Here is a 21,635-nt window from a genome sequence, read left to right on the forward strand (position 1 = left end):
GCTAACTGTTACTGAACACTGTTCTGTCCCCCCGCCTGGCGGACGCCGGCCCAAGGAGCCCTCCATGACGACGATCGACACCTCAACCACCACCGCCCCACCCGGCCCCGCGCCGTACCGATGGCGATGGGTCGCCCTGTTCGTCATCCTCGCCGCCGAGGTGATGGACATGCTGGACGCCCTGGTCACCAACATCGCGGGCCCCACCATCCGCGAGGAGCTCGGCGGCAGCGCGGCGATCATCCAGTGGCTCGGCGCCGCGTACACCTTGTCGATGGCGGTCGGCCTGATCACCGGCGGCCGGCTCGGCGACATCTACGGCCGCAAGAGGATGTTCATGATCGGCGCGATCGGCTTCACCGTCGGCTCGCTGCTGTGCGCCGTGGCGCAGACCCCGGAGATCCTGGTCGGCGCCCGCGTCGTGCAGGGCCTGTTCGGCGCGGTGATGCTCCCGCAGGGCCTCGGCATGATCAAGGAGATGTTCCCGCCCAAGGAGATGCAGGCGGCGTTCGGCATGTTCGGCCCGGTCATGGGCCTGTCCTCGGTGGGCGGCCCCGTGCTCGCCGGGTGGCTGATCGACGCGGACTTCTTCGGCACCGGCTGGCGCATGATCTTCCTGATCAACCTGCCCCTCGGCGCCGCCGCGGTGCTCGCCGGCCTGCGCTTCCTGCCCGAGTCCCGCTCCCCGCACCCGCTCAAGCTGGACTTCGGCGGCATGCTGCTGGCGTCCCTGGCCGGCGTGCTGATCGTCTTCCCGCTGGTGCAGGGCCGCGAGCACGACTGGCCGCTGTGGTCGTTCCTGATGATCGCCGGCTCGGTCGTGGTGTTCCTGGTCTTCGGGTGGTACGAGGCGCGCAAGAGCCGCGCCGGCGGCGACCCGCTGGTGGTGCCCAGCCTGTTCCGCAAGCGCGCCTTCACCGGCGGCCTGGTCACCGGCCTGGTGTTCTTCTCCGGCATGATCGGCTTCTCGCTGGTGTTCAACCTGTACACCCAGATCGGCCTCGGCTACAGCACGCTCACCGCGGGCCTCGCCATGGCGCCGTGGTCGATCGGCATGGTCGTCGGCTTCGGCGTCGCCCAGCCGCTGCAGAAGTTCGGCCGCAAGGTGCTGCACGGCGGCACGCTGGTCATGACGCTCGGTGTGCTGGCCATCCTGGTCACCATCAACGTCGCCGGCATCGGGGTCTCGCCCTGGCAGCTCGCGCCCTCGCTGCTGTTCACCGGCATCGGCATGGGCCTGCTGATGGCGCCGTTCTTCGCCATCGTGCTCGCCGGGGTGGAGCAGCACGAGACCGGCTCGGCGTCCGGCACGCTGACCGCCGTCCAGCAACTCGGCAGCGCCTTCGGTGTCGCGCTGCTCGGCACGGTGTTCTTCGGCCTGCTCGGGGGCAACGTCGCGGCCGCCGCGGACGACGGCACGCCCAAGCTGCGCGCCGACCTGGCCGCGGTGCAGGTCGCCGGCGCCCGGCAGGACGCCATCGTGACCGCGCTGCGCGACTGCGGACGCGACCGCGCGATCGCCAAGGACCCGCAGGAGGTGCCGGCCTCGTGCGTGCGGCTGGAGCGGGCCGGGCGTGCGGCGGCCACCTCGCCGGAGTCCGGCGCCGCGATCCAGAAGGCCGTCATGGACGCGGGGACGGACGCGGCCAAGGAGGGCTTCGGCGTCGCGATGAAGACCATCCTGTGGGTGGTGGCCGGCATGCTGCTGCTGACCTTCGTGGTCGCCTTCCTGCTGCCGAAGCAGGCCCTCCCCGAGGACCAGCTCACGCACTGAGCGTCACCCGGCCGGCGGTCACAGGGGTCCGCCGGAACGGGCCGCCTCAGGCGGTCACGGCCGGCCGCGCACGGTCACTTGGATCACGCGGGGGTCCACCGTCCGGTGGGCCCCCGCATCGTGTCGGCCACCGCCGCGGTGTGCGGGCCGACGCCGAGGGAGAGCGCCTCCAGCAGGTCGGCCGGGGTGTCCACGTCACGCCGCAGGGAAGCGATGCCGTCCAGGGTGAGCTCCTTGGCCCCGGAGCCGAGGTGCCGCGCACGGGACTCGCCCCCGAAGCGGGGACGGAACGCCACCCCGGGCCGCACCCCGTAGAACGTGGTCCCCACCTCGGCGGCGTCCGGCACGAACGCCTGGTCGAACTCGGCCGCCGCCGCCAGCGCCGCCGACAACTCGGCGGGACGCAGCGCGGGCAGGTCCGCCTGGAGCGCCCCCACCGGGTCCCCGGGCGACAGCCGTACGGCCTCCGCGCCCCCGGCCCGCAGCGCGGCGTTCAGCCCCGCCTCCGGGTCGGGCACCACCAGCGCGCCGAGCGCGGACAACGCGGCGGCGGGCACCGGGTCGGCCGTCACCACCACGACGCGGGCGACGTCCGGGCAGCGCAGGGCCGCGGACACCGTGTCGCAGGCGACGGCCACGGCGAGTGCCGCCCGGTGCGGCCCGGCCGCCTCGGCCAGCCGGGTCTTGGCCGCGATCAGCGTCTTCACCGGCACCACGAGGGTCCAGCCGTGCCCCCGAAGGGCATCAGAGGCGTCACCATGCATAGCCTTTAGCATCGCGCCTCGACAGCATGCCGAGCCAACCGGGAGACTGAGGGCGCACGAGGCATGACTGGAGGAGTCAATGAGCCGCCCCGGACGTCCGCCCATCCCGTTGGAAGCCTTTGTCGTGGTGATCGTCAAAGCCTTTCTCTACCTGTTCAGCAAACGGGACTGGCGGGGACGCGCCCACCTGCCGCGCACCGGCGGTGTGATCATCGCGACCAACCACCTGTCGTGGAGCGATCCTCTGCTGCTCGCGCACTTCACCTACGACAACGGGCGCTGGCCGGTGTACCTCGCCAAGTCCGGCCTGTTCGACATCCCCGTCATCGGCTGGATCATCAGGAAGTGCAGGCAGATCCCGGTGTTCCGCGGCAGCACCGACGCCGCCCGCTCGCTGAAGTTCGCCGAGGACGCCCTGCGTGAGGGCTCCTGCGTGATCTTCTACCCCGAGGGCACCATCACCCGCGACCCCGAGCTGTGGCCCATGGCGGGCAAGACCGGTGTGGCGCGGCTGGCGCTCGCCACCGGCGTCCCGGTGATCCCGGTGGCCCACTGGGGCGCGCAGGACCTGCTGCCGTACGGCCAGAAGGCGCCGCGGCTGCTGCCCCGCAAGACCTTCCACGCCATCGCGGGGCCGCCGGTCGACCTGTCCAAGTACGAGGGCCTGCCCCTGCGCGGCAAGGTGCTCAAGGAGGCCACCGCCGACATCATGGCGGCCATCACGGCGCAGCTCGCCGAGCTGCGCGGGGAGAAGGCGCCGGACACCCCCTTCGAGGCGGGGGAGAGCCGTTAGGCCTGTTTTTCCGTACGAGCCCGAATGCCCCTGGTCAGGTGCTATGTGTGGTCCGGTACGGTGAGCGGTCGGTTCAGGGCGTCGAGGGCGATGTGCGGAAAATGGGGCTGGGGCTCCGGTGATCCAAAGATGATCGGTCCATCCGAGTGAGCGTACGGTGAGCACATGACCAAGGCCGTCGTTTTCGGAACAGGTTCGTGGGGCACGACTTTCGCGATGATCCTGGCGGAGGCGGGCACCACGACCACGCTGTGGGGACGGCGCGCCGAGGTGGTCGAGGCGATCGACCGACGGCACGAGAACCCCGAGTACCTCCCCGGCATCACGCTCCCGTCCTCGCTGCGCGCCACCACCGACCCGGCGCTGGCCATGGAGGGCGCGGACTTCGTGGTCCTCGCGGTGCCGTCCCAGACCCTGCGCGGCAACCTCGCGGGGTGGCGGCCGCACATCCCCACGGACGCGGTGCTGGTCAGTCTCATGAAGGGCGTCGAGCAGCGCACCTGCCGCCGCATGAGCGAGGTGATCCACGAGGTCGCGGGTGTGCCGGCCGAGCGGATCGCGGTGGTGTCCGGGCCCAACCTCGTCGGCGAGCTCGTGCGCCGCGAGCCGGCCGCCACGGTGGTCGCGGGCGTGGACGAGCGGGTCACCATGCGCCTGCAGGAGGCGTGCCACCTGCCGTGGTTCCGCGCCTACACCAACCCCGACGTCGTGGGGGTGGAGCTCGGCGGCGCGGTCAAGAACGTCATCGCGCTGGCCGTGGGCGTGGCCGCGGGCATGGGCCTCGGCGACAACGTGCGGGCGATGATGATGACGCGGGGCCTCGCGGAGATCTCCCGGCTCGGCGCGGCGCTCGGCGCCGACCCCCACACGTTCGCGGGGCTGGCCGGCATGGGTGATCTGGTGGCCACCTGCATCTCCCCGTTGTCGCGGAACCGTACCTTCGGTGAAAATCTGGGCAGAGGCATGACCATGGCCGAGACCATCGCCGCGACCAAGCAGACCGCGGAGGGGGTCAAGTCCTGTGAGTCGGTCCTCGATCTGGCCAGGAAGCACGACGTCGAGATGCCGATCACCGAGGTGGTCGTGGGTGTCGTGCACGACGGAATGACCCCGAGCGAGGCCGCCATGCTGCTGATGTCGCGCACGCCCAAGCCCGAACGGTACGGCGTGTGACCCCCTCACGAAGGATGCGCAGGAGGCTGGGCGAGAACACCCGGGCGGTGCACCTGCCGGCGGCGCCCGTGCCCCGCCAGGCGCCCATGGGGTTGCCGGTGTGGCGCAGCGCCGCGTGGAGCTTCGACAGCTCCGCCGAGTACGGCGACGTGCTCGGCGACCGCGCGCCCGGTTTCGCCTACAGCCGCATCGACAACCCCACCGTGGCGGCGTTCGCGTCCGGCATCGCGTCCCTCGAGGGGGCCGCCGCGCCCGAGGACGTCGCCGGGCAGGCGTTCGCGTCGGGCATGGCGGCGGTGAGCACGGTGCTGCTGACGTTCCTGCGGGCCGGGGCGCACGTGGTGGCGCCCGCGCCGGTGTACGGCGGCACGTACTCGATGTTGTCCAACGTGCTCGGGCGGTTCGGGGTGTCGGTGGACTTCGTCGACTACTCGGACCTGCGGCGGGTGCACGACACCGTGCGCTCCGCCACAAAGATCATCTACGCCGAGACGCTGAGCAACCCCACCATGGCGGTCGCCGACATCCGGGGCCTGTACCGCATCGCCCGCGACGCCGGGGCCCTGCTCGTGGTGGACTCGACGTTCGCCACCCCTGTGGTGTGCCGGCCGCTGGAGCACGGCGCCGACCTGGTCGTGCACTCGGCCACCAAGTACATCGGCGGCCACGACGACTGCACGGGCGGGGCCGTGGTCGGCCGTCCCGACCTGATCACCAAGATCCGCGAGACCCGCATCGACACCGGGGCCACCCTGTCGCCGGACGAGGCGTTCCTGCTGCGCCGGGGCCTTGAGACCCTGCCGCTGCGGGTGCGCCGCATGTGCGCCACCGCCATGGTGTTCGCCGCCTCCATCGCCAAGCACCCCGCGGTGCGCCGCGTCGACTACCCCGGGCTGTCCGGCCACCCCGGGCACCAGCTCGCCCGCCAGCTCTTCGACTCCGGGCCCGAGGGCACACGCTTCGGCGCCTGTGTCACCGTCACCCCGCACGGCGGGTACGAGGCCGGGGTCGCGCTCGCCGACACCGTCCGGTTGTCGCGCATCGCCACCTCCATCGGCGGCACCCACACCAAGGTGGCCCACGTCGCCTCCACGACCCACCGCCAGCTCGACGAGGCGGCGCTCACGGCGTCCGGCGTCGACGCGGGCGCCGTGCGCTTCTCCGTGGGCCTTGAGGACGCCGAGGACCTCATCGCGGACGTCACCGATGCTCTGGACGCCCTGCGGTCCGGGCCGGCCGGCCGGGGTTGATCCCGGCCCGACCTGACAACCTGGGACGATGGGTACGCACGGTAGATTCGGGCGTCATGAACGAGCAGCATGACTCCCGGCGGCGTGTTCGGGTCGCGGTGGTTTTCGGCGGGCGCAACTCCGAGCACTCGGTCTCCCTCATGGGCGCGGGCAGTGTTCTCGCGGCCATCGACCGGACCAGGTACGACGTGATCCCCGTCGGGATCGCCCCCGACGGCCGGTGGGTGCTCGCGCCCGAGGACCAGAGCTTCCAGATCGAGGAGGGCGAGCTGCCCGCGGTGGCCGGCGCGGGCGCGGAGCTCGCCCTGCCCTCCGGCACCGGCAAGCTCGTCGCGCTCGACCCCGGCCGCATCCCCGCCTCCCTCGGGGAGGTCGACGTGGTGTTCCCGATGCTGCACGGGCCGTTCGGCGAGGACGGCACCATCCAGGGCCTGCTGGAGATGGCGGGTGTCCGCTACGTCGGCTCCGGGGTGCTCGCGAGCGCCGTCGGCATGGACAAGGCGTACATGAAGGCGCTGCTCGCCGCGGCGGGGCTGCCGGTCGGGCCGCACATCGTGGTGCGCGACCGCGAGTGGCGGCTGGACCGCGAGAGAGTGATCAAGGACGTCGAGGAGCTCGGCTGGCCGGTGTTCGTCAAGCCGTCCCGCGCCGGGTCGAGCCAGGGCATCTCCCGGGCCTCGGACGTCTCCGAGCTGGTGACGGCCGTGGAGGCGGCCCGCGAGCACGACCCCAAGGTGCTGATCGAGGCGGCCATCGAGGGACGCGAGATCGAGTGCGCGGTGCTGGAGTCGCTCGGGGACGAGCCGCCGGCGGCGAGCCTGCCCGGCGAGGTGCTGGTCGACGGCAGCCACGAGTTCTTCGATTTCTCGGCCAAGTACATCGGGTCCGACATGACGCTGCGGGTGCCCGCGGACATCCCGGTCGCGGTGAGCGAGGAACTGCGGCAGATGGCGGTGCGGGCGTACGAGGCGCTCGGGTGCGAGGGGCTGTCCCGGGTGGACTTCTTCTACACGCCGTCGGGCAGCCTCATCGTGAACGAGATCAACACCATGCCGGGGTTCACGGCGATGTCGGTGGCGCCGCAGCTGTGGGCGGCGTCGGGGCTGACGTACGCCGAACTGGTGGAACGCCTGATCCAGCTCGCGCTGGAACGGCCGGTGGGGTTGCGCTGACCGGTCCTGGACGGTCCGCGCGGGCCGGTCCGCTTCGCGCGGGCCGGCCGCCGGACGTCGGCGCGGATCAGCCTCCGAAGGCCGCCTTGATGGGCGCGGCCAGGTCGACGAGCACGCCGGCCGGCTGGTGGCGCGCGGAGATCGTGACCTCGACGTACCCGTCCCCGGCCAGCGCGGTGAACAGCGCGGGCCGGGCCGGGTCGTTGTACCACGGCACGCCGTCCACCTCGGTCACCTGCTGCTGCGGGTCCATGCCGGCGGGCCTCGGCACGCCGCAGCGCAGCGCGATCTCCGCGTCTCCCCACACCGCGACGTACGGCGAGGGCGGCTCGGACGGCACCCGCTCGGCGCCGTCAAGGGTGCGCGGCAGCCGCCCGTCCAGGGTGCGGCACGATCGCACGGCCGCGCCCTGCGGGCTCGGGGGGTCGACCCGGACCGCGCCGCCGCAGCCCGCCAGCACCAGCAGTGCCAGCGCGGCCAGCAGGACCCGGACCAAGGCTCTCCCCGCGACGCTCAGATGTGCACGATCGGACACGTAAGGGTACGCGTGATCCCCTCCACCGCCTGAATCTGCGCGACCACGAGTTTGCCCAGCTCGTCGACGTTGTTCGCCTCGGCCCGCACGATAACGTCGTACGGTCCTGTGACGTCCTCGGCCTGGGTGACTCCGGTGATCGACGAGATCGCGTCGGCGACCGCCGCGGCCTTGCCGACTTCGGTCTGGATAAGGATGTAGGCCTGCACCATCACGTCCTCCCGGCGGGGGCGAGTTGCCATGGTTCAAATCGCCCAATCTAGATCAGCGTGCCGAATCGCCACCGTACATGGAACACACCTGGAGGTGTGCTATCACAGTCGCAGATCTTGGCGAATTTGGGATCATTGCACGTATTGTCGGACGCTTGCCACAATCTCCGGCTGTATTGCTCGGTCCTGGTGATGACGCGGCGGTGCTGGCTGTGCCCGGCGGGCGGGTCGTCGTGACGACGGACCTCCTACTTGAGGGTAGGCACTTCCGGCGGGATTGGTCCAGTGCATACGACATCGGCCGCAAGGCGGCCGCGCAGAACCTCGCCGACGTCGCCGCCATGGGCGCCGAGCCGGCCGCCCTGTTCGTCGGCCTGGGCCTGCCCGGGGAACTGCCGGTGGAGTGGCTGGACGGGCTCACCGACGGGTTCCGTGACGAATGCACGCCGGTCGGGGCGAGCGTGGCCGGAGGGGACATCTCCCGCTCCGACCTGGTGGTGCTCGGCGTGACCGCGCTCGGCACCCTGGACGGCCACGCACCCGTCACCCGCGCCGGGGCCCGCCCCGGTGACGTGCTCGCCGTGACCGGCCGGCTCGGGTACGCCGCGGCCGGCCTGGCGCTGCTGGAGGCCGCCGTGCCCGACCCCGTTCCTGAACTGGTGGAGGCCCACCGCCGCCCGCTGCCCCCGTACGCCCGGGGCCCCGAGGCGGCCGCGCTCGGCGCCACCGCGATGGCCGACGTCAGCGACGGCCTGGTGCAGGACGTGGGGCACATCGCCTCGGCGAGCGACGTCGGGGTGGAGATCGACGCCGAGGCGTTCCCGGTGCCCGAGTCCCTGGTCGCCGCCGGCTCGCTGGTGGGCGAGGACCCGGTGCGGTGGGTGCTGACCGGTGGGGACGACCACGCGCTGGTGGCGGCCTTCCCCGCCGGTACGGATCTGCCTCCCGGATGGCTGATCGTCGGGCGGGTCGTCGAAGGGGAAGGTGTGCAGGTCAGAGGGCATGCCGGGGGAGAGGGTGGCTGGGATCACTTCCGTTAATGCAGCGAAAATTGTGACAAAGAAGTATCAAAGGTGTTATGAAGATGGGCGCCGAAGTTTCTAGCAGAGAGGCGCTTCATGGGACGGGGACGCCACACGTCATCCCACGGCCGGGACCACACCCCTTCTGGCACACCGGACGGCGACCCGCTCGTCCCTGAACTGCCCGACGAAGTGGACTGGTCCGCGGCGTACCGCCCCGTGGAACCCACACCGGACGGCTCCCCCCGCCGCTCCAGCGCCTGGGACGCCGAACTGCCGTCCTGGCCGAGCGCCTGGGACGACTCACCTGCGGCACCCCCCGAGCGCCCCGAGGTCCTGAGCGACCACGGCCCCGCCACCGGCCCGCTGGACGCGGCCCCCGGCGCCCGCGTCCCCGCCTGGGTGCACGGCGCGCAGACCCAGGGCGCCGCCCTGGACAGGCCCGCCGGGCCGGGGCTCGGCGGCTGGGCGGACGGGGGCGGCCTGCCGGGTGCCGGGGCCGCCGCCGGTCGTGAAGGGGGGAGCGCCGGGCCGGTTCCGGGCGTCGGGGATACCGGCGCTTGGCCGGCCCCGGGCCTGGAGGACACCGGGACGTTCGCGGGCATCGAAGGGCCGGGTGCCGGGCCGGCCTCGGCTTCTGACGGGCCGGAGCCCGGGGCCGGTGCGGACGGATCGGAGATCAGGTTCGGTGCCGGTGCGGACGGGCCGGAGATCAGGTTCGGTGCCGGTGTGGAGGGGCCGGAGATCAGGCTCGGCGGCCTGTCCGCCGAGCCGACCGGGGGGGACGGCTCCGGGGACTCCGGCGAGGGCCGGAGGGGCCGCTCGCGGCGGTCCAGGCGCCGGCCCAAGGTGTGGCAGGGGCGGCGGCTGGTGGCGTTGTGCGCTGTGGCGGTCGTGGCGGCGGTGAGCGTCGTCGTGATCGCCGTACGGCTCGGCTCCGGCCCGCTGAACCTCACCGAGGCACCGGACTGCGGCCCGGACGAGGTCTGCGCCGCCGTCGCCACCGGCGAGCCGAACAACGGCCTGGCCCTCCCCGGCACCGCCGACGCCGACCCCCTGGCCACCGAGGCCCCAGTGGACGAGCCGTCCGCGACACCCAGCAAGAAGGCCAAGACGGGCGACGGCAGGCCGTCCGCCCGCCCCACCGCGTCCGCCGTGCCGTCCCCGCGCCCGAGCCGCACCGGGGAGCGCTCCCGCCCCACCGGCCGCCCCACCCCCGAGCGCACCACCGCCGAGCCGGTACCCGACCCCACCAGGGACGCGCCGGACCCGTCCCCCGAGAACACCGAGATCAGTCCGCCGGACGACGACCTCACCCCCGACCAGAACGAACCTCTGACCACCGTGGGCACCGTCTCCGTGGGCTTCGGGGTCTCCGACGTCACCCGCACCGGCTACACCGGCCGCGTCACCATCACCAACACCGGAGAGGCCCTGAACGGCTGGGAACTCCGCCTCCCCGTCGGCGGCGCCGTCACCGCCGCGGACACCCCCGGCTGGTTCCAGGACGGCGACACCCTGGTGCTCACCTCCAGCGCTTCCCTGGGCAGGGACGAGACCCTCGTGGTGACCTTCACCGCCGACGGCGAGCCCAGTGAACCGGGCTCCTGCGAACTCACCGACGGCGACTGCCGCCTCCGCGGCGACGGCTAGTGCGCTGCCCGCACACCTTCGCCCGGTACTCGGACCGGCCGGGTGGTGTCCCGATCACCCGGCGGGGGCTGGTTTCATGAAGGCATGACTCCTCCCCGTGTGCTGACCGTCGCAGGCTCCGACTCCGGGGGAGGCGCCGGCATCCAGGCCGACCTGAAGACCATGCTGGCGCTCGGTGTGCACGGCATGAGCGTGATCGCGGCGGTGACCGCGCAGAACTCGCTCGGGGTGCAGGGGTACTGGGAGCTGCCGCCCGAGGCGGTGCGGGCCCAGCTCGACTCGGTGCTCGGCGACATCGGCGCGCAGGCCGTCAAGACCGGCATGCTGGCCTCTCCCGCGCTGGTCGAGGTGGTGGCGGAGGTGCTGGCGACGGTGACGGCACCCGTGGTGGTCGACCCCGTCGGCGTCTCCAAGCACGGCGATCCGCTGCTCGCCCCCGAGGCCGTCGGCACGATCGTCTCGCGCCTGCTGCCCGTGGCGACCGTCGTCACCCCCAACCTCTGGGAGGTGGAGCAACTCACCTCGATCAAGGTGGAGGACGAGGACGGCATGCGCCCCGCCGCCGAGGCGCTGCTCGCCCTCGGCCCGAGGTGGGTGCTCATCAAGGGCGGCCACCTCCCCGGCCCCCCGGTGGACCTGCTCACCGACGGCACCCAGGAGTTCCGCCTGACCGCCACCCGCCACGACAACCGCCACACCCACGGCACCGGCTGCACCCTGGCCTCCGCCATCGCCTCCTGCCTGGCCCTCGGCGACGACGTCCCCACGGCCGTCCACAAGGCCAAGGACTACGTCACCGGCGCCATCGCCCACGGCTTCCCTCTCGGCGCGGGCATCGGCCCCGTCGACCACGCCTGGCGCCAACGCTGAGCCGGCGGCGCAGAACGCCGTGGGTCTCGTGGAATGACAACAGCCCGCCCCCACGTGGGGACGGGCTGGAGAAAGGCCGCGAGCGAGGCTCTAGCGAGTGATCTTGCCGGCCTTGATGCAGGAGGTGCAGACGTTCAGCCGCTTCGGCGTGCTGCCCACCATGGCGCGCACACGCTGAATGTTGGGGTTCCAGCGACGGCGGGTGCGGCGGTGCGAGTGGGAGATGTTGTTGCCGAAAATCGGCCCCTTGCCGCAAACGTCGCAGACGGAAGCCACGGTAATCGCTCCTTAGATCAGTCGATCAGCCCGAACCGACTTCGGAAGCGGTAGTCGGGCATGCCGGGACAACCGGCTGGCCGTACGAGGATATCCGAACCCCCCGGGTCCACGCGAAACGGAAGCACCACCGACGGGGATAGTCTCGTGACACCCACCGTACCGCACCACCCCCCGCCCCGCTCCCCGAACCGCGCCCCACCCGGCGCCGGCCCAGGTGAGCCCCCGGGAGGGGAGGACGCCGGATACGCCGTGGAGGTGATGTCGGCGAGTCGAGGGACGTACGCGGCGGAGTCCGGGTGCGACCAGGGGGTGTCCATGGCTTCTGACTCCGGGGCGACGTCCGGGCCCGGGGGCGCGGTCGCACTCCAAGTCCTGGACGCGGCCGCCGTGCGGCGGTGGTCGCGGGTGTGCGCCGAGGCGCTCGGGCGGGCGCGGGCGGAGATCGACGCGCTGAACGTCTTCCCGGTGCCGGACGGCGACACCGGCACCAACCTCCACCTGACGATGCTCTCGGCGGCCGAAGCCCTCGACGACCTCCCCGAGGACGCCGGTACCGAGGTCACCTGGCGCACGCTCGCGCACGGGGCCCTGCTCGGCGCGCGAGGCAACTCGGGAGTGATCCTGAGCCAGGCTCTGCGCGGCATGGCCGAGGTGCTGAGGCGCGCCGAAGGCGGCGGCAAGGACCTCAGGGACGGCCTCGTCAGGGCTTCCGAGATGGCCAGGAGCGCCGTCGCCCGGCCCGTCGAGGGCACGGTGCTGAGCGTGCTCACCGCCGTGGCCGGAGCCGTGCAGAACACCTCGGGCGAGCTCGCGGAGGTCGCGGCCCGCGCCGCGTCGGCCGCCCGGACGGCGCTCATCCGCACGACCGGGCAGCTCGACGTCCTCGCCCGCAACGGCGTCGTGGACGCGGGCGCCGCCGGGCTCACCGTGATCGTGGAGAGCCTCGCGGCCGTGATCACCCGGTCGTACGCGGACCGCTACGACGTACCGCGGCCCGCCGCGAAAGTCGTGCCCGCCGAGAAGGACGCCGGCCCCGGCTACGAGGTCATGTACCTCCTGGAAGCCGGCGACACCGCCGTCGAGGCCCTGCGCCGCGAGCTGGACGCCCTCGGGGACTCCCTGGTGGTCGTCGGCGGCGAGGGCCTGTGGAACGTCCACGTCCACGTGGACGACGCGGGTGCCGCCGTCGAGGCCGGCATGCGCGCAGGCCGCCCGTACCGCGTGAAGATCGTCTACCTGGGCGCCCCCGCCCGCACCCACCGCCGCGCGGGCACCGGCCGGGGCGTCGTGGCCGTGGCCGCCGGTGCCGAGATCGCCGCCCTCTTCGAGAGCGCCGGCGCCGTGGCGGTCCGCCGCACCCCCGGCTCCGCCCCCACCCTGGCCGCCGTCCTGGACGCCGTCCACGCCGCCGGCACCGAGGTCGCCGTCCTCCCCAACGACGACGGCGCCTACGCCGTCGCGACCGCCGCCGCCGAGATCGCCCGCGAGGAGGGCACGGCCGTCGCCGTGCTCCCCACCAAGGCCACCGTGCAGGGCCTGTCCGCCCTGGCCGTGCACGACCCGCTGCGCCGCTTCGACGACGACGTGGTCGCGATGACCGGCGCCGCCGTCCACACCCGCCACGGCCACATCTGGATCGCCGACCGCGAGGCCATGACCAGCGCCGGCCTCTGCCGCTCAGGCGACGTGGTGGGCGTGATCGAGGGCGACGTGGCCCTGATCGGCTCAGCCGTGGAGGACGTCGCCATGGAGATCGCGTCACGCATGCTGTCCGGCAGCAGCGAACTGATCACCTTGATCGCCGGCTCAGGCCCCGGCCCCACCCTGGCGGAAACCGTCCGCACCCACCTGACCACCCACCGCCCCGACCTGGAGGTGACGGTCTACACCGGCGGCCAGGGCGGATACCCCCTCCTGATCGGCGTCGAATAACCCCAAACTCCGCCCAGCGTGGCGCCTCCGCCCAGCGTGGCGCCTCCGCCCAGCGTGGCGCCTCCGCCCAGCGTGGCGCCTCCGCCCAGCGTGGCGCCTCCGCCCAGCGTGGCGCCCCCGCCTGGTGTGGTGGCCTCCTGCCTTCGCCGGGTGTCCGCGGTCTTTCCGGTAATCAGGGGTTCTTCTTCCGGCGCCGGTACGGCGGGGTGCGGTATGGCGATTCCGGCGCCGCCGTACGGTGCCTCACCTCGAGAATCTGCGTGGACAACGCACTGGAGGCGACCGGGGTCGCCGGCCGGGGGAGCGACCTGTGGTCCGCTGGAGGTGGTGATCCCCCCTGACCAGGTTGGGCATCCGTACGGTCAGGCGCGTGGCCGCCGGTTGCTCCACGGTCTCCAGGGGGTCCCGTGACCCCACCACCTCTGTCCGGCGGCGAGGCCGGGCCGAAGGGGCGTCCACAAGGCGTGCCCTGGCCCGGGGAGTTGTCCACAGGTGGGGCGTCGGCGGGTGTGGTTGTCGGGTGCGGGCGGTAGAACTTGGTGGCGTGACGCGTTTTGAGGAGCCGCTCGGCAAGGCGCTCGACCCGAAGACGGCCAAGCCGCTGGAGAGTTCGCTCAACCTCACCACGGTGGGGGAGCTGCTCCGGCACTACCCCCGCCGGTACGCCGAGCGCGGCGAGCTGACAGAGCTCGACGCGCTCCAGGTGGACGAGCATGTCACCGTCGTGGGCGAGGTCTCCCGGCTGATGCGCAAGCCCATGCGCAACAGGGGCGGCACCTGGCTGGAGGTCGAGGTCGTCGACGGGCGGCGCAACAAGATCTACCTGTCGTTCTTCGGCAAGGTCTCCCACGTGGTGGAGACCCGCCTGAAGCCGGGCACCCGGGCGATGTTCTCCGGCAAGGCCGGGCGGTTCGGCCGCGGCACCGGCGGGCGGTGGCAGCTCAACCACCCCGACTTCGAGCTGTTCGAGGACGGCGACGCCACCGCGGCCGAGTTCGCCGCCGCCCCCGTCCCCATCTACCCGGCCGCGGCGGGCGTGTCCTCCTGGGTCATCCGCCGCGCCATCGCCGTCGTGCTGGACACGCTGGGCCCCCTCCCCGACCCCCTCCCGCCCGCGGTGCGGGCGAGGCACCAGTTGACGGGCCTCGCCGAGGCCCTGGAGGCCGTGCACCGCCCGCGCGACCACGCCGACATCGGCAAGGCGCGCAAACGGCTCAAGTTCGACGAGGCGTTCGTGCTGCAGGCCGTGCTGGCCCAGCGCCGCCAGGCCGCCGCCGCGTGGCCCGCGACCCCACGCCCGCGCCGGCACGACGGCCTGCTGGCGCGCTTCGACGAGCGCCTGCCGTTCAGCCTCACCGAAGGGCAACTGGAGGTCGGTGAGCAGGTCGCGGCGGAGCTCGGCCGCGACCACCCCATGCACCGCCTGCTCCAGGGTGAGGTCGGCGCGGGCAAGACCGTGGTGGCGCTGCGGGCGATGCTCCAGGTGGTGGACGCCGACGGCCAGGCGGCGCTGCTCGCCCCCACCGAGGTCCTGGCGCAGCAGCACCACCGCTCCATCACCCGCATGCTCGGCGACCTCGCCGGCGGCGGCGTGTTCGGCGGCACCGGGGTCGCCCTGCTCACCGGCTCCATGGGCGCCGCAGCCCGCCGCCAGGCCCTGCTGGACGCCGCGTCCGGCGCCGCGGGCATCGTGGTGGGCACCCACGCCCTGCTCCAGGAGCACGTCCAGTTCGCCGACCTTGGCCTGGTGGTCGTGGACGAGCAGCACCGCTTCGGCGTCGAGCAGCGGGACGCCCTGCGCGAGAAGGCCGGCGGCGGCCGTCCCCACGTCCTGGTGATGACCGCCACCCCCATCCCCCGCACGGTCGCCATGACCGTCTTCGGCGACCTTGAGGTGTCCACCCTCAGCCAGCTCCCGTCCGGCCGCGCCCCCATCACCACCCACGTGGTCCCTGCCGCCGACAAACCTCACTACCTGGAACGCGCCTGGGAACGTGTCCGCGAGGAGGTCGCCCTGGGCAGGCAGGCGTACGTCGTGTGCCCCCGCATCGGCGACGACGAGAGCGACGAGGACGTCCTGTCCGCCCCACCCTCCGACGAGGACCGCCGCCCCCCGCTCGCGGTCGCCGAGGTCGCCACCACCTTGTCCACCGGCCCGCTCTCCGCCCTGCGCGTGGAGATCCTCCACGGCCGCATGCCCCCCGAGGAGAAGGACGCGGTGATGCGCTCCTTCACCAAGGGAGACATCGACGTCCTGGTCTCCACCACCGTCATCGAGGTGGGCGTGGACGTCCCCAACTCCTCGGTCATGGTCATCATGGACGCCGACCGCTTCGGCGTCTCCCAACTCCACCAGCTCCGAGGCCGCGTAGGCCGCGGCGGCCTCCCCGGCCTGTGCCTCCTGGTCACCGACTCCCCCGAGGGCACCCCCGCCCGCGAACGCCTGGACGCCGTGGCCGCGACCGTGGACGGCTTCGAACTCTCCAGGGTGGACCTGGAACAACGCCGCGAAGGCGACGTCCTGGGCGCCGCCCAGTCCGGCCGCAGATCGAGCCTGAAGATGCTCCAACTCCTCCGAGACGAAGACGTCATCCACCAAGCGAGAGAGGAGGCCATCACCCTCCTGACCACCGACCCCACCCTGACCGCCCACCCCGACCTGAGAGCCGAAATAGACCGCCTCCTGGGCGACTCCCGCGCCGAATACCTGGAAAAAACCTGACCCCCGCCCGCCCCTCGCACCGCCCCCATCCGCCGAGCGGCGGCCTCACCAAGGCTCTTCTCCATCCCGGCAGAGCCGAGGTGACGTCCTTGGAGTGGTGACCGATCAAGTGGTCAGGGTGGGGTGAGCGGGGTGTGCCCGAACGTGAGCGGGTGGGTGCGCCGAAGGTCGGGCCGGGTCCGCAGCCTGGTCCTGGTCCTGGCCCGGTCCTGGCCCTGGCCCCGTTCCTGGTCCAGGTCTTGGTCCGGGTCGGGGTTCTGGTCCTGATCCTGGACTGGCGGCGGCTCGGAACGGCTGAGGGCCTGCTGGAGCTCGGCGCCGGCGGACAGCGGCCCGGTGGCTGGCATGGACAGGTTCTGCGGCCCTGTCCCGGGCCCCCCGGCCGGCGGGCCGAGAGGGCCGTGGTGGGAGCCGTTCGGGCCGCCGAGGGGTTTGGCGTGCGTCCCGCGGCCGTACTGCGAGGCGCGGCCCTGGTCCGGGTCTTGGCCCTGGTCCGGGCACCATGGCTTCGGCTTGTCGGCGCCGATACGGCGGGATGTGGAACGGCCTATCCGGCGCCTATCTGCGGTGGTCAACCGGCCGCCCGTATGGTGAGCGCTCCGGTGCCGGTTCCCCGTCCGAGTGATCGGTTGCACCACTCCATGGGACGCCACCGGGGGTGGTGGTTGGAGGGGTGGGGGTGGAAATGACCCAGGGCCCAGCCGCGGGACGGCCTCCCCCCGAATGCCGTCCCTGGCTGGGCCCACCCTCGGGTCAGGTGCCGAGGGCACCGGCGCGCGGAAGGGCTCACGATCACGCCGGTCGGCCTTCCCCTGGGTCACCATGAAGGCCGCAGAACTCATCATGTGGGCTCGGGCGGCCGGGGGGAATCACCCTTGCTCATTCGTCGACGACACTTGGGGACTCTTGACCCGTGGGACGCCGGTGGGCGCCGGGGCGGCGAGAATGGGGGAGTGACCAGGGTGATCGCGGGGAGTGCGGGAGGGCGGCGGATCGCGGTGCCGCCGGGGCGGGGGACTCGTCCTACCAGTGACCGTGCGAGGGAGGGGGTGTTCTCCACTGTGGGGTCGCTGCTCGGGTCGCTGGACGGGGCCAGGGTGCTCGATCTGTACGCGGGGTCGGGGGCGGTGGGGCTGGAGGCGCTGTCGCGGGGGGCCTCGCACGCCTTGCTGGTGGAGTCGGACGGGCGGGCGGCGCGGACGATCCGGGGGAACGTGGGGTCGCTGGGCCTGGAGGGCGCCGTCGTGGTGGCCGACAAGGTGGAGCGGGTGGTGGCTGGGGCGTGTGAGGAGCCGTACGACTTCGTGTTCGCCGATCCGCCGTACGCGGTGGGGGATGAGGCGGTGCGGCAGGTGCTCGGCCTGCTGAGGGACAACGGTTGGCTGGCGGGGGACGCCCTGGTGGCGGTGGAGCGCGAGTCGCGTGGGGCGGACCTGGAGTGGCCGCCGGGCTTCGAGGCGGAGAAGGTGCGCCGCTACGGGGAGGCCGCCGTCTGGTACGCCCGGGCGGTCTAGTGCTTCGCGCCTGATGGCCGCGCCTGCATAGCCGCGCGCCTGACAGCGGTCGGCTGGGGTTCCGACGGTGTGGCGCGGATGGGACGGGCCGGTGAACCGGTGGCCTTCAGGGGAGACCGGGGCGCCGCGATCAGTCTCCCCCGTGCGCACCCACGCACGGTCACCGTCGCCGAATCCGAGAATCGTGTATCACTACTTGGTTGCATTTCTGGTGAGTGTCACCGGCCTGCCGGCGGAGCCCTGGGTGGTGGCACAACGGGGTACGGATGGAGGAGGGCGGGGGTACAGGCCGGGAGGGCGGAGCGGTGAGGGAAGCTAGTGTTTGGTACGTTCGCGGGCGCCGGGAACCACGGATGGTGGGGGTAGGACTTGCGTCGGGTTGTGTGTCCGGGGTCGTTCGATCCTGTTACCAATGGGCATCTGGACATCATCGGGCGGACGTCTCGGTTGTATGACGAGGTCGTCGTCGCCGTGCTGATCAACGTGGAGAAGAAGAGTCTCTTCACGGTGGACGAACGGGTCGAGACGTTGCAGGCCGTGACCAATGAGTACGGGAACGTGCGCGTGGAGAAGTTCCACGGCCTGCTGGTGGACTTCTGCAAGCAGCAGGGCATCCCGGCCATCGTCAAGGGGCTGCGGGCGGTCAGCGACTTCGACTACGAGCTGCAGATGGCGCAGCTCAACTACCGCATGTCGGGGGTGGAGACGCTGTTCATGTCCACCAACCCCGAGTACTCCTTCCTGTCGTCCAGCAGGCTGAAGGAGATCGCGCGGTACGGCGGCGACGTCTCCGGCCTGGTGCCCGATCTCGTGCGCCGCATGCTGGTCGAGCGGTTGCGCGGCTGAGTCCTGGTATTGTTTCTATTCGGCCTTGTACGACGGCGGTGATTCGCCATGCCTCATGAGAGCAGGAAGACGCTGCACAGCCTCGACCCCCGAGCCCCCTGGGTCATCTCCACCCACGATCTGGGCCGGCGGCCGGGGTCCATGCGGCGGCTCTCTCCTGTGCTCCCGGCTCCGGTGAATCTCTCCGTCGACATGATCGGCGTCCCTGAGGGCGCCGATATCGAGCTGGACATCCGGCTCGAGGCAGTGATGGAGGGCGTGCTCGTCACGGGCACGGCGCGGGTTCCGCTCAGCGGCGAGTGCTCGCGTTGCCTGGATCCGCTGGTCTCGGAGATCGAGGTCGGCTTCCAGGAGCTCTACTTCTACTCGGCGGAGGACGCCGCCGAGGACGACTCACTCCTCGACGGTGAACTTCTCGATCTCGAGCCGATCTTCCGCGACGCGGTGGTGCTCGCACTGCCGTTGAGCCCGGTGTGCGGTGAAGACTGCCCCGGGCTTTGCGTGGAGTGCGGGACGAAGCTGGCTGACGCCGGCCCGGACCACCGGCACGAGAAGACCGACGCCCGCTGGGCGGCGCTGCAGGGCCTGAGAAAAGAAACGAACGCAAACGACCAGGAGGGTTGACGTGGCCGTCCCCAAGCGGAAGATGTCGCGGAGCAACACCCGCTCCCGCCGCGCGCAGTGGAAGACCGCCGCGCCCGTGCTCGTGAAGTGCAACCAGTGCCGCTCCTCGAAGCTGCCCCACGTTGCCTGCCCGACCTGCGGCACCTACAACCGCCGTCAGGTCATCGAGCCGTCGGCCTGACGCCCTCGATCGGCCGGTGTGATCCGGCCGGATGCAAGGCGTCCGGCCGGCCAGGACCGGCCCGTCGAAGGCGTGCGGTGGCGGTTCGCCCGCGGCCGTGGTGGGCGCCGGGGCTGCCGCAATCTCCCGGCGTCCACCACGTTTTCGGGCCCGTGTTCCATCCGCCATCGCGACCAAGGTCGTGACGTGCTCGCTCTGCGTGACGGCCGGAGATTCGTCCGAGGAGGAGACGTGGCCGCAGGTGGTAAGCCGATCGCCGTGGAGATCGCGAAAGAGGAGCTCGACCGCGAGCTCGGCGTCCGGCTGAACGAAGATTTGCTGGAGCGGGCGCTGACCCACCGCTCCTACGCGTACGAGAACGGTGGCCTGCCCACCAACGAGCGCCTGGAGTTCCTCGGCGACTCGGTGCTGGGCCTGGTGGTCACCGACACCCTGTTCCGGGGTCACCCCGACCTGCCGGAGGGCCAGCTCGCCAAGCTCCGCGCGGCGGTGGTGAACATGCGGGCGCTCGCCGACGTGGCCCGTTCCCTCGGTCTCGGCCGCTTCATGCGCCTCGGCCGCGGCGAGGAGGGCACCGGGGGCCGTGACAAGTCCTCGATCCTCGCCGACACCCTTGAGGCGCTGATCGGCGCGGTGTACGTCGACAAGGGCCTGGACGAGGCGTTCCGCGTGGTCCACCTGCTGTTCGACCCGCTGATCAAGCGTTCGGCCTCCCTCGGCGCGGGCCTGGACTGGAAGACGTCCCTGCAGGAGCTGACCGCCTCCGAGATGCTGGGTGTGCCGGAGTACCACGTGGACGAGAGCGGGCCCGACCACGCCAAGTCGTTCACCGCGGTGGTGCGGGTCGGCGGCCAGGAGTTCGGCTCGGGAGCCGGCCGCAGCAAGAAGGAGGCCGAGCAGCAGGCCGCGGAGGCCGCGTGGAACGCCATCCGTGCCCGCCGCGAGGCCGACGAGAGCCTGGAGAAGGCGACCACCTGACGCCATGCCCGAGTTGCCGGAGGTCGAGGTCGTCCGCGACGGCCTGTCACGCTGGGTCGCCGGACGCACCGTCATGGGTGCCGACGTGCTGCACGCCCGCGCGGTGCGCCGGCACCTGCCGGGCCCGGCGGAGTTCGCGGCCCGCCTGAAGGGCCGCACGGTCCGCTCGGCGGAGCGCCGCGGCAAGTACCTGTGGATGCCGCTCGGCGATCCCGAGGCCGGCGCGGACGCCCTGCTGGCGCACCTCGGCATGAGCGGCCAGCTTCTGGTCACCGAAGCGGACTCCCCGGCCGAGAAGCATCTGCGGGTACGGCTCGGCTTCACCGACGCCGGCGGCGAGCTGCGTTTCGTGGACCAGCGGACGTTCGGGCATCTGATGGTGGCCCCGCTGGTCGTGTCCACGGCACCGGGCGGGCGCCCGGTGCCCGAGCCGATCGCGCACATCGCCGCCGACCCGTTCGAGGACGCGTTCGACGACGAGGTGTTCGCGCTGCGCCTGGCCGCCCGGCAGACCGAGATCAAACGGGCGCTGCTGGACCAGTCGCTGATCAGCGGCGTGGGCAACATCTACGCCGACGAGGCACTGTGGCGGGCCGGCCTGCACGGGGGAGTGCCCACCCGGTCGCTGAGCCGCGCCAAGGTGGACGAACTGCTCACGGCGGTGCGCGCGGTGATGCGGGAGGCGCTCGGCCAGGGCGGCACGTCGTTCGACAGCCTGTACGTCAACGTGAACGGCGAGAGTGGGTACTTCGACCGCTCGCTGAACGTTTACGGACGCGAGGGGGAGCCCTGCGGGCGGTGCGGCGGCCCGGTGCTGCGGGAAGCCTTCATGAACAGGTCTTCCTACAGTTGCCCCCGTTGTCAACCTCGGGCGGCCGTGTGACGGGGCCCGCCGAGCCCGTCCGGCTCAACGCGTGGGTACGCGGCCGGGTGCAGGGGGTAGGTTTCCGTTGGTGGACGCGGTCGCGGGCGCTGGAGCTCGGCCTGGTGGGGTCGGCCTCCAACCTCGCGGACGGCCGTGTGGAGGTGGTGGCCGAGGGCCCGCGTGAGGCGTGCGAACGTCTTCTCGCCCTGCTCAGAGGGGGTGACACTCCCGGGCGCGTGGACGTGGTCGTGGAGCGCTGGTCGCAAGTCCGTGGGGATTTTGGCGGTTTTGTAGAGCGCTAGCCGCTTCCCTAAAACCCCACAAATGCGGTATATTTACATGTCGGGAGTGCCCATTGGTGCATTCATGGAGAGCGTTCAACTTGACCGCCTCCATCGCCGGTGCGACTCTTGAGAGGAAACACGCGCACCCCTCCCGCGGCAAGAAGTGCGCGAACCAGTTTGGTCACTCAGCGT

General features: G+C 72.1%; 22 protein-coding genes. 17 read left to right on the plus strand and 5 right to left on the minus strand.

The annotated features are described in order from the left end of the window. Positions 1–64: 64 nt before the first annotated feature. Positions 65–1,774, plus strand: coding sequence for an MFS transporter (locus ABGB17_RS06160; protein ID WP_347626811.1), 1,710 nt, complete (start codon positions 65–67; stop codon positions 1,772–1,774). Positions 1,775–1,857: 83 nt separating this feature from the next. On the opposite strand, the gene cofC is transcribed toward ABGB17_RS06160, so the two are convergent. Continuing rightward, positions 1,858–2,538, minus strand: a complete 681-nt coding sequence (gene cofC / locus ABGB17_RS06165) for a 2-phospho-L-lactate guanylyltransferase (protein WP_347626812.1) — start codon at positions 2,536–2,538, stop codon at positions 1,858–1,860. Positions 2,539–2,617: 79 nt separating this feature from the next. On the opposite strand from cofC, the gene ABGB17_RS06170 reads away from it, so the two are divergent. The 4 genes from ABGB17_RS06170 (at position 2,618) to ABGB17_RS06185 (ending at position 6,926) form a co-directional block, all read left to right on the plus strand. After that, on the plus strand, positions 2,618–3,331 hold the full coding sequence (locus ABGB17_RS06170; protein WP_347626813.1) for a lysophospholipid acyltransferase family protein: 714 nt from the start codon (positions 2,618–2,620) through the stop codon (positions 3,329–3,331). A gap of 165 nt (positions 3,332–3,496) precedes the next feature. Further along, complete coding sequence (locus ABGB17_RS06175) at positions 3,497–4,504, plus strand: NAD(P)H-dependent glycerol-3-phosphate dehydrogenase (protein ID WP_347626814.1); 1,008 nt, start codon at positions 3,497–3,499, stop codon at positions 4,502–4,504. A gap of 14 nt (positions 4,505–4,518) precedes the next feature. Further along, positions 4,519–5,754 carry an aminotransferase class I/II-fold pyridoxal phosphate-dependent enzyme gene (locus tag ABGB17_RS06180; protein ID WP_347626815.1) on the plus strand — a complete coding sequence of 412 codons (1,236 nt, stop codon included), beginning with the start codon at positions 4,519–4,521 and terminating at the stop codon, positions 5,752–5,754. A 56-nt stretch (positions 5,755–5,810) separates the two neighbouring features. After that, complete coding sequence (locus ABGB17_RS06185; RefSeq protein WP_347626816.1) at positions 5,811–6,926, plus strand: D-alanine--D-alanine ligase family protein; 1,116 nt, start codon at positions 5,811–5,813, stop codon at positions 6,924–6,926. 67 nt (positions 6,927–6,993) lie between these two features. Here ABGB17_RS06185 and ABGB17_RS06190 read toward each other — a convergent pair whose 3' ends face one another. Continuing rightward, positions 6,994–7,461 (minus strand): DUF3515 family protein, encoded by a 468-nt coding sequence (locus ABGB17_RS06190; RefSeq protein WP_347626817.1) that lies wholly within the window; start codon positions 7,459–7,461, stop codon positions 6,994–6,996. Continuing rightward, positions 7,440–7,673 (minus strand): Lrp/AsnC ligand binding domain-containing protein, encoded by a 234-nt coding sequence (locus ABGB17_RS06195; RefSeq protein WP_347626818.1) that lies wholly within the window; start codon positions 7,671–7,673, stop codon positions 7,440–7,442. Before ABGB17_RS06195 ends, ABGB17_RS06190 begins: the two co-directional genes overlap by 22 nt. A 77-nt stretch (positions 7,674–7,750) precedes the next feature. Here ABGB17_RS06195 and ABGB17_RS06200 point away from each other — a divergent pair, with 77 nt between their 5' ends. From ABGB17_RS06200 to thiD, 3 genes are all read left to right on the plus strand, one after another. Next, positions 7,751–8,713: a thiamine-phosphate kinase gene (locus tag ABGB17_RS06200; RefSeq protein WP_347626819.1), complete on the plus strand. Its 963-nt coding sequence runs from the start codon at positions 7,751–7,753 to the stop codon at positions 8,711–8,713. Between the two features lie 78 nt (positions 8,714–8,791). Next, complete coding sequence (locus tag ABGB17_RS06205) at positions 8,792–10,348, plus strand: hypothetical protein (protein WP_347626820.1); 1,557 nt, start codon at positions 8,792–8,794, stop codon at positions 10,346–10,348. A gap of 84 nt (positions 10,349–10,432) precedes the next feature. After that, positions 10,433–11,218, plus strand: a complete 786-nt coding sequence (thiD, locus tag ABGB17_RS06210; protein WP_347626821.1) for a bifunctional hydroxymethylpyrimidine kinase/phosphomethylpyrimidine kinase — start codon at positions 10,433–10,435, stop codon at positions 11,216–11,218. Between the two features lie 90 nt (positions 11,219–11,308). Here thiD and rpmB read toward each other — a convergent pair whose 3' ends face one another. Beyond that, on the minus strand, positions 11,309–11,494 hold the full coding sequence (gene rpmB / locus ABGB17_RS06215) for a 50S ribosomal protein L28 (RefSeq protein WP_184985553.1): 186 nt from the start codon (positions 11,492–11,494) through the stop codon (positions 11,309–11,311). Between the two features lie 318 nt (positions 11,495–11,812). Here rpmB and ABGB17_RS06220 point away from each other — a divergent pair, with 318 nt between their 5' ends. Beyond that, the gene (locus tag ABGB17_RS06220) at positions 11,813–13,429 is read left to right on the plus strand and encodes a DAK2 domain-containing protein (RefSeq protein WP_347626822.1); all 1,617 of its coding nucleotides are present in this window, start codon (positions 11,813–11,815) and stop codon (positions 13,427–13,429) included. 544 nt (positions 13,430–13,973) lie between these two features. Beyond that, positions 13,974–16,151, plus strand: a complete 2,178-nt coding sequence (recG, locus tag ABGB17_RS06225) for an ATP-dependent DNA helicase RecG (RefSeq protein WP_347626823.1) — start codon at positions 13,974–13,976, stop codon at positions 16,149–16,151. Positions 16,152–16,264: 113 nt separating this feature from the next. On the opposite strand, the gene ABGB17_RS06230 is transcribed toward recG, so the two are convergent. Next, positions 16,265–16,498: a hypothetical protein gene (locus tag ABGB17_RS06230; protein WP_347626824.1), complete on the minus strand. Its 234-nt coding sequence runs from the start codon at positions 16,496–16,498 to the stop codon at positions 16,265–16,267. A gap of 606 nt (positions 16,499–17,104) precedes the next feature. Here ABGB17_RS06230 and rsmD point away from each other — a divergent pair. The 7 genes from rsmD to ABGB17_RS06265 all read left to right on the plus strand — a co-directional run bounded on the left by rsmD (position 17,105) and on the right by ABGB17_RS06265 (position 21,461). Next, positions 17,105–17,665, plus strand: coding sequence for a 16S rRNA (guanine(966)-N(2))-methyltransferase RsmD (gene rsmD, locus ABGB17_RS06235; protein WP_347626825.1), 561 nt, complete (start codon positions 17,105–17,107; stop codon positions 17,663–17,665). 369 nt (positions 17,666–18,034) lie between these two features. Further along, complete coding sequence (gene coaD / locus ABGB17_RS06240; protein WP_347626826.1) at positions 18,035–18,511, plus strand: pantetheine-phosphate adenylyltransferase; 477 nt, start codon at positions 18,035–18,037, stop codon at positions 18,509–18,511. A 48-nt stretch (positions 18,512–18,559) separates the two neighbouring features. Further along, positions 18,560–19,135, plus strand: a complete 576-nt coding sequence (locus ABGB17_RS06245) for a YceD family protein (protein ID WP_347626827.1) — start codon at positions 18,560–18,562, stop codon at positions 19,133–19,135. A 1-nt stretch (position 19,136) separates the two neighbouring features. After that, positions 19,137–19,316, plus strand: a complete 180-nt coding sequence (gene rpmF / locus ABGB17_RS06250; RefSeq protein ID WP_347626828.1) for a 50S ribosomal protein L32 — start codon at positions 19,137–19,139, stop codon at positions 19,314–19,316. Positions 19,317–19,568: 252 nt separating this feature from the next. Further along, positions 19,569–20,294: a ribonuclease III gene (gene rnc, locus ABGB17_RS06255; protein ID WP_347626907.1), complete on the plus strand. Its 726-nt coding sequence runs from the start codon at positions 19,569–19,571 to the stop codon at positions 20,292–20,294. Positions 20,295–20,298: 4 nt separating this feature from the next. Continuing rightward, positions 20,299–21,177: a bifunctional DNA-formamidopyrimidine glycosylase/DNA-(apurinic or apyrimidinic site) lyase gene (gene mutM / locus ABGB17_RS06260; RefSeq protein WP_347626829.1), complete on the plus strand. Its 879-nt coding sequence runs from the start codon at positions 20,299–20,301 to the stop codon at positions 21,175–21,177. Next, positions 21,174–21,461 (plus strand): acylphosphatase, encoded by a 288-nt coding sequence (locus tag ABGB17_RS06265; protein ID WP_347626908.1) that lies wholly within the window; start codon positions 21,174–21,176, stop codon positions 21,459–21,461. Before mutM ends, ABGB17_RS06265 begins: the two co-directional genes overlap by 4 nt. Positions 21,462–21,635 lie beyond the last annotated feature (174 nt).

The organism is Sphaerisporangium sp. B11E5 (assembly GCF_039871875.1).
Taxonomy (GTDB): domain Bacteria; phylum Actinomycetota; class Actinomycetes; order Streptosporangiales; family Streptosporangiaceae; genus Sphaerisporangium.